The sequence below is a fragment of the Caballeronia sp. GAFFF2 genome (assembly GCF_023631485.1).
Taxonomy (GTDB): Bacteria; Pseudomonadota; Gammaproteobacteria; order Burkholderiales; family Burkholderiaceae; genus Caballeronia.
In genome coordinates, this window is sequence record NZ_JALQDA010000039.1 from 35,786 (window position 1) to 43,011 (window position 7,226).

Sequence of the window (7,226 nt, forward strand, 5' to 3'; positions counted from 1 at the left end):
AGAGCCGCGCGGACGGCCACGCGCGACTCGTGGCGAACAAAGAATCGGAGACAGCAATGTATGACTTTGTGATCGTTGGCGGCGGCGCGGCGGGTTGTGCGCTCGCGGCGCGTCTGAGCGAAGACGCAAGCAGCCGTGTGCTGCTGCTCGAAGCCGGTCCCGCCGATACCGACCCGTACATCCATATGCCGGTCGGCTTCTTCAAGATGACGAGCGGTCCGCTGACCTGGGGCTATCGCACGGTCGCGGCGGCGGAAACGCAACGGCGGCAAATTCCGTTCGCGCAAGGCCGCGTGCTCGGCGGCGGCGGTTCCATCAACGCGATGGTCTACACGCGCGGCCAACCCGCCGACTACGACGCATGGGAACGCGAAGGCTGCACGGGCTGGGGTTTTCGCGATGGCGTCCTGCCTTACCTTCGGCGCATGGAAGACAACGAGCGCTTGTGCAACGAATATCACGGCGTGGGCGGGCCGCTCGGCGTGTCCGATCTCATCAGCGTCAACGAACTGACCAAGGCCTTCGTGCTGGCGGGTCAGGAAGCGGGCCTGCCGTATAACAGCGACTTCAACGGCGCGCAGCAGGAAGGCGTCGGCGTGTATCAGGTCACGCAGCGCGGCGGCAGGCGTTGCAGCGCGGCGGTCGGCTATCTGCAACAGGCGCGCTCGCGCGGCAACCTCACCGTGAAGACGAACTGTCTCGTGTCGCGCATCGTGATCGAAAACGGTCGCGCGGTGGGCGTCGAATATGCCGATCAGAACGCGCGCTCGAATGTGATCGTGGCGCGCGCCGAGCGCGAGGTGATCGTGACGGCGGGTGCAATCGGTTCGCCCAAGATACTGATGCTCTCGGGCATCGGCCGCGCGGCGGATCTCGAACGCGTCGGCATCGAGCCGCTGCATGCACTCGACGGCGTCGGCGCCAATCTGCAGGATCACTTCGACATCGACATCGTCTATGAGCTGAACGGTCCGTACAGTCTCGACAAGTATGCGAAGAAGCACATGATGCTGCTCGCCGGTCTCGAATACAAAATCTTCAACAAGGGACCGGTGACATCGAATATCGCGGAAGGCGGCGCCTTCTGGTATTCGGCCAGCGACGTGCCGACGCCCGACCTGCAGTTCCATTTTCTGCCGGGCGCGGGCGTGGAAGCGGGCGTGCCGCCGGTGCCGTCCGGTTCGGGCTGCACGCTGAACTCGTATTTCCTGCGTCCGAGGAGCCGTGGAAACGTCACGCTTCACAGCGCCGATCCCGCCGATGCACCGGTCATCGATCCTGCCTACATTCGCGACCCCCACGATCTCAAGGTGGCCGTGGAGGGCATTCGCCAGAGCCGCGAAATCATGAGTCAGAACGCGCTCGCCAAGTACATCAAGAGCGAGCACTTTCCGGGCGGCTCGGTACGCACGCAAGCCCAATACGAGGCATACGCGAAGCAATACGGACGCACGGGCTATCACCCGGTCGGCACCTGCAAGATGGGTATCGACGAAATGTCCGTGGTCGATCCGCAGTTGCGCGTGCATGGCATCGAAGGGCTGCGCGTGGCGGATTCATCGGTGATGCCGCGTATCGTCAGTTCGAACACGAACGCGCCGACGCTGATGATCGCGGAGAAAGCCTCGGACCTGATTCGCGGACTCGTTGCGGCGAAGGCGCCCGCGACGGGCCAACTGGCGGCGCACGCGGGCCGCTCGCTGCACGACGTCACCGTGAGCGTGGCGTAGGCGCCTGAAGGGTTCGGCAGCATCGGATTCTTCGAGCCATAAATAACTATCCGTCTATTTATTCCATTCGTGGGAGACATCATGTCTGAACAACATCAACGCACGGCTTTCTCGCGCCGGGACTTCATGAGGCTGGGCGCCGGAGCCGCATTCGCGGTGGCGGGTGGCGGCTTGTCGAGCCTGTCGCTCGGCGCGGACAAGACGACGCTCGCCTGTTCGTTCCGCTCGCTCACCAATCCCTATCACGCGGCATTCAACAAGGGCGCGCAGGGCTTTGCCGCGAGCGCTGGCCTGCCTTATGTACCGCTGACGACCGAAGGCAGCTCCGAGAAAGGCATTGCCGACATTCGCGCGCTCCTGCAACGTACCAACGGCAATCTCGTCCTCAATGTCGATCCCAACGACTCCGCCGATGCCCGCGTGATCGTCGAAGCCTGCTCGAAGGCGGGCGCGTTCGTGACGACGATCTGGAACAAGCCGAAGGACTTGCATCCGTGGGACAACAACCCGAACTACGTGGCGCATCTTTCTTACGATGGCGTCGCGTACGGCGAGGAAGCGGCGACGCAACTTTTCAAGGCGATGGGCGGCAAGGGCGGCGTCGTTGCGCTCGGCGGCATCTTCAGCAATGTCCCGGCGATCGAGCGCAAGGCCGGTCTCGAAGCCGCGCTAAAGAAGTTCCCCGACATCCAGTTGCTCGACTTCCAGGTGGCCGACTGGAACTCGCAAAAGGCGTTTCCGATCATGCAGGCGTGGATGACGCGCTTCAACTCGAAGATCAAGGGCGTATGGGCCGCGAACGACGACATGGCGCTCGGCGCCATCGAAGCGTTGCGCGCCGAAGGGCTCGCGGGCCAGATGCCGGTGACGGGCATGGACGGCACGCCGCCCGGACTCGCCGCGATCAAGGCGGGCGAACTGATCGCGTCGGTGGACTGGGACCCGTATTGGCTCGGCGGCATCGGCTTGTCGATGGGCTTGCAGGCGAAGGACAAGAAGATCGACGTGGCCGCCCTGCCGAAGGACCGGCGCGAATCGTATTGCAAGGCCACGTTCGTGACGAAGGCGAACGTCCAGGACGTCATCAAGCGGGCGGCCGCGCCTGGCGGTGACTGGAACAACCTCTATGCCCGCGTGTCGGGTCCGGTGATTTATCGATGAACAAGTTGACCGTGGCGCCCACCCGGCAGGCCGTCCGCATAACAACAACCGGGACTCCATTGGTATCGAAGCAGGCTTTGCTGCGACGATTCGCACCCGTTCTGGTGCTGGTGGCGCTCGGTCTTTGCATCGGCGCGCTGAACCACGATTTCTTCGATCCGATGAACCTGTCGCGAATCGCGGTGGGCGCGGCGATTCCGTTGACCATCGCCTTGGGCGCCGCGTTCGTGATTCAGCTCGGCAGCATCGACCTGTCGGCGGAAGGCATCGTCGCGGTCGCGGCGATTGCCGTGTCGATGCTGGTCGAGAACTCGTACAACGATAACCACTACGGGCTGTGGGTGCTCGCCGTGGCGATCGCGGCGGGCGCGCTGCTCGGCCTCGTCAATGGCGTGCTGCACGTGTTCCTGCGCATCCCTTCGTTCATTACGACGCTTGCCGTCGGCTTCGTGGCGACGGGAATCGGCACTGCGTGGCTGTCGGGAAACACCATCCGCGTAAGCGACCCGATGTTGCGCGCCATCTCCATCACGCGTTATTTCGGCTTGCCTTTGTCGGTGTGGATCGCGGTGCTGGTGCTGGGAATCGCGTGGTTCGTCTACAAGCACACGCTGCTCGGCCGGCATACGCTTGCCATCGGCGGAGGCGAGGACCTCGCGCGTCTGAGCGGCGTGCGGGTATCGCGCGTGCGCATTGCGGTCTTCGCGCTGGCCGGTGCGTTCTATGGCGTCGCGGGCATTCTGGCCGTCGCGCAATACGGTCAGGGCCACGCGCGTATCGCCGATGGTCAGTTGTTCGTGGCGATCACCGCAATCGTGGTCGGCGGCACGTCGCTCGCGGGCGGCAACGGCAGCCCGATGAACACGCTCGTCGGCACGCTCATCGTCATCGTGCTCGGCAATGGCATGGTGCTGCTCGGCGTTCCGCCTTACGTGCAGCAGGGCATTCAGGGCGTGCTGATCATCGCGGCGGTAACGCTCGCGCTGAATCGTTCGCGCCGGCGCATCGTCAAATGAGCGTGAGGAGATGAACATGCTGTCACTCAAGAATGTCACCAAGCGCTTTCCGGGCGTACTTGCGCTCGACGATGTGTCCATCGACGTGCGGCCCAACGAGATCGTCGGTCTGATCGGCGAGAACGGCGCGGGCAAGTCCACGTTGATGAAGCTCCTGACCGGCGCGTATCGTCAGGATGCGGGCGAGATCACGCTGAACGGCAAGCCGCTCGTGATTCGCAATCCGCGCGATGCGACCTCCAAGGGCATCGCCATGGTGTATCAGGAGCAGTCGATCCTGCCGAACCTGACGGTCGCGGAGAACCTGTTTCTCGGGCGCGAAGAACAGTTCGTGACCTTCGGCCGCATCAACTGGTCGAAGCTCAAGCGCGCGGCGCAGAAGGAATTGGCGACCGTGCGCTTGAATATCGATCCATTGACGCTCTGCGAAGACATGTCCTTCGGTCAGCGGCAGATGGTGGAACTCGCGCGCGCCTTGTCGCTGGCGAGTCGCACGGGCGGCACGCCGATCATCTTGCTCGATGAGCCGACCTCCGTGCTCGAAGCAGGCGAGATCGAGATTCTCTTTGGCCTCGTGCGCGAACTGAAGTCGCGCGCCTCGTTCGTGTTTGTCTCGCATCGGCTCGACGAGCTGTTGTCGCTTTCCGATCGCGTGTATGTCATGAAAGACGGCAAGGTCGTGTCCGAGATGGCGTCGGGAACGGCGTCGGTGACGAAGCTGCATGAACTGATGGTGGGCCGTACGCTGCATGGCGAGTATTACCGCGAGAATCTGCAGAAGCCTTGCCGCGACGATGTAGCGCTTTCGGTGCGTCACGCATCGCTCGGACATGTGCTCGATGACGTGTCCTTCGATGTCCGCTGCGGCGAAGTCTTCGGAGTCGCGGGCGTGGTCGGCTCGGGGCGCGAGGAACTGTGCCGCGTCATCGCGGGACTCGAAAAACTCGATCGCGGCGAAGTGCTGGTGGGCAGCACGCATCTGAAGCCGCATGCGAATCATGCCGTTGCATTGGGCATTGGCTACGTGCCGCGCGAGCGCAAGGTCGAAGGTCTCGTCACGCAAATGAGCGTCGCGCAAAACCTGACCTTGCCGCGTCTCAATGCGGTGAGCCGTGGCGGCATCGTGAAGAAGGCGCGCGAGCGTGCGTTTGCCAACGAATGGATCGAACGTCTGCACATCAAGACGCCCGGCGCCGATGCGTCGTGCCGCAATCTCTCTGGCGGCAATCAGCAGAAAGTGGTGCTCGCGAAATGGCGCTTCGCGGGCAGCCGAATCCTCGTGCTCGATCATCCGACACGCGGTCTCGATGTCGGCGCGAAGGAAGAGGTTTATCAGCTGATCCGCGAACTGACGGCGGACGGCGTGGCGGTGGTGCTGACCGGCGACACGCTCGAAGAGATCCTCGGCCTCAGTCACCGCGTGATGGTGATGCGCGACGGCCGCGCCGAAAAAATCATGCCGTGCGAAGTCGGGCGCAAGCCTTCGCAGGTCGAAATCGTCGAACACATGGTCTGAGGTCGATATGCCACAACTAAACGCTTCCCTCGCGGCGAAGCTGCGCGACAATGCGCCGTTTCTCGCACTCGTCGTGCTCTACGTGTTGATCGAGATTGCACAGCCGAGCTTTCTCGCGCCATCGACACAACTCGGTTTGCTTGCCGATAGCTCGACGCTTTTCATCATGGCGGCCGGCACGACATTCGTGGTTTTGCTCGGCAGCATCGACCTTTCGTTGCAGGCGGTGGCGTCGTTGTCGAGCGTGATCGTCGCGATGCTGCTGCCGCGTCACGGCGCGATGGCGGCGGTGATCGCGCTTGCGGCTTCGTCCGGCATCGGGCTTTTGAGCGGCGTCATTCAGACCGTGCTGCGCATTCCCTCGTTCATCGCGACGCTCGCGGTCGGCGGCATTGCATCGGCGGCGGCGTTGACGTTGTCGGGTACGCGTTCCATCGGCATCAGCGACGAGATGCGCAATGCATCGCTTGGATGGACCACGGGTACGTCGTTCGGCGTGCCGCATGAAATCCTGCTTGGCGTGGCCGTGTTTTTGTTCTGCCTGTTCCTGCATCGCTCGACGGTGTTCGGCCGTCGCACCGATGCCATCGGCGCGGGCGAACCCGCCGCCATTGCCTCGGGCGTGCGCGTGTCGGTCACGAAGTGCCTCGTGTTCGGCACCTCGTCGTTCTTCGCGGGACTGGCGGGCGTCGTGATGGCAGGGCGTCTTGGAAGCGGTTCGCCCACGCTTGCCGATCAATTCCTTTTGCCGGCCATCGCCGCCGTGATCGTCGGCGGCACGGCGCTGACGGGCGGCGCGGGCGGCATTGGACGGACGCTCGTCGGTGCACTGCTGGTGTCGGTGGCGCGCGTGGGCATGACCTTCGTCGGCATCAGCGTATTCGCGCAGCAGATCGTGTTCGGTCTGGTCCTGATCGTCGCCGTCACGGTGGCTTTCGATCGGTCGAAGGTGTTGATCATCAAGTGAGACTTGCATTCGTTGAAGGACGGTTAGCTCATGAAAATCCTCGTGGCAGTGAAGAGAGTGGTGGATTACAACGTGAAGGTGCGCGTCAAGTCCGACGGCAGCGGCGTCGAACTCGCCAACGTGAAGATGTCGATGAATCCCTTCGACGAGATCGCGATGGAAGAAGCCGTGCGCCTGCGCGAAGCAGGTGTGGCGACGGAAGTCGTCGCGGTATCGTGCGGCGTCGCGCAGTGCCAGGAGACTTTGCGTACCGCGCTGGCGATTGGCGCGGATCGCGGCATTCTCGTCGAGTCCGGCGATGAACTGCAACCGCTCGCCGTGGCGAAGATACTGAAGGCGCTCATCGACAGGGAACAGCCGCAGCTCGTGATTCTGGGCAAGCAGGCTATCGACGACGATTGCAATCAGACCGGCCAAATGCTCGCCGCGCTGGCTGCGTTGCCGCAAGCGACGTTTGCATCGAAGGTGGTGGTGACGGACGGCAAGGCGACGGTATCGCGCGAGATCGACGGCGGCGCCGAAACGTTGACGTTGAAGCTGCCTGCGGTGGTGACGGCCGACTTGCGCCTGAACGAGCCGCGCTATGTCACGCTGCCCAATATCATGAAGGCAAAGAAAAAGCCTTTGGAGACTTTGAAGCCCGCTGATCTTGACGTTGACGTGACGCCGCGACTGAAGACGCTGAAAGTCGCGGAACCGCCGAAGCGTTCGGCGGGCGTGGTGGTGCCGGACGTGAAGACGCTGGTCGAGAAGTTGAAAAACGAAGCGAAGGTGATCTGATGACGATTCTGGTAATTGCGGAACACGACAACGCGTCCATCAAGGCCGCGACGTTG

6 protein-coding genes are annotated in these 7,226 nt (G+C 63.0%); all 6 read left to right on the plus strand.

Going from position 1 to position 7,226, the window contains the following annotated elements; genetic code table 11:
- The first annotated feature begins 56 nt into the window (after positions 1-56).
- The 6 genes from NCT04_RS31220 (at position 57) to NCT04_RS31245 (ending at position 7,170) form a co-directional block, all read left to right on the plus strand.
- Entirely contained in the window at positions 57-1,730 is a 1,674-nt protein-coding gene (locus NCT04_RS31220) for a GMC family oxidoreductase (protein ID WP_244830543.1), read from the plus strand.
- 81 nt (positions 1,731-1,811) lie between these two features.
- A complete protein-coding gene (locus tag NCT04_RS31225) occupies positions 1,812-2,891 on the plus strand; it encodes a sugar ABC transporter substrate-binding protein (RefSeq protein WP_244830542.1) in 1,080 nt (359 codons plus the stop codon).
- Positions 2,892-2,968: 77 nt separating this feature from the next.
- Complete coding sequence (locus tag NCT04_RS31230) at positions 2,969-3,907, plus strand: ABC transporter permease (protein ID WP_250469720.1); 939 nt, start codon at positions 2,969-2,971, stop codon at positions 3,905-3,907.
- Between the two features lie 16 nt (positions 3,908-3,923).
- Positions 3,924-5,423, plus strand: a complete 1,500-nt coding sequence (locus NCT04_RS31235) for a sugar ABC transporter ATP-binding protein (protein ID WP_250469721.1) — start codon at positions 3,924-3,926, stop codon at positions 5,421-5,423.
- A 7-nt stretch (positions 5,424-5,430) separates the two neighbouring features.
- The gene (locus tag NCT04_RS31240) at positions 5,431-6,390 is read left to right on the plus strand and encodes an ABC transporter permease (protein ID WP_250469722.1); all 960 of its coding nucleotides are present in this window, start codon (positions 5,431-5,433) and stop codon (positions 6,388-6,390) included.
- A 30-nt stretch (positions 6,391-6,420) separates the two neighbouring features.
- A complete protein-coding gene (locus tag NCT04_RS31245) occupies positions 6,421-7,170 on the plus strand; it encodes an electron transfer flavoprotein subunit beta/FixA family protein (protein WP_250469723.1) in 750 nt (249 codons plus the stop codon).
- Positions 7,171-7,226 lie beyond the last annotated feature (56 nt).

Coding starts and splice junctions, on each gene's coding strand:
- NCT04_RS31240 (WP_250469722.1), top strand. CDS start 5,431: ATGCCACAACTAAACGCTTCCCTCGCGGCGAAGCTGCGCGACAATGCG.
- NCT04_RS31220 (WP_244830543.1), top strand. CDS start 57: ATGTATGACTTTGTGATCGTTGGCGGCGGCGCGGCGGGTTGTGCGCTC.
- NCT04_RS31245 (WP_250469723.1), top strand. CDS start 6,421: ATGAAAATCCTCGTGGCAGTGAAGAGAGTGGTGGATTACAACGTGAAG.
- NCT04_RS31235 (WP_250469721.1), top strand. CDS start 3,924: ATGCTGTCACTCAAGAATGTCACCAAGCGCTTTCCGGGCGTACTTGCG.
- NCT04_RS31225 (WP_244830542.1), top strand. CDS start 1,812: ATGTCTGAACAACATCAACGCACGGCTTTCTCGCGCCGGGACTTCATG.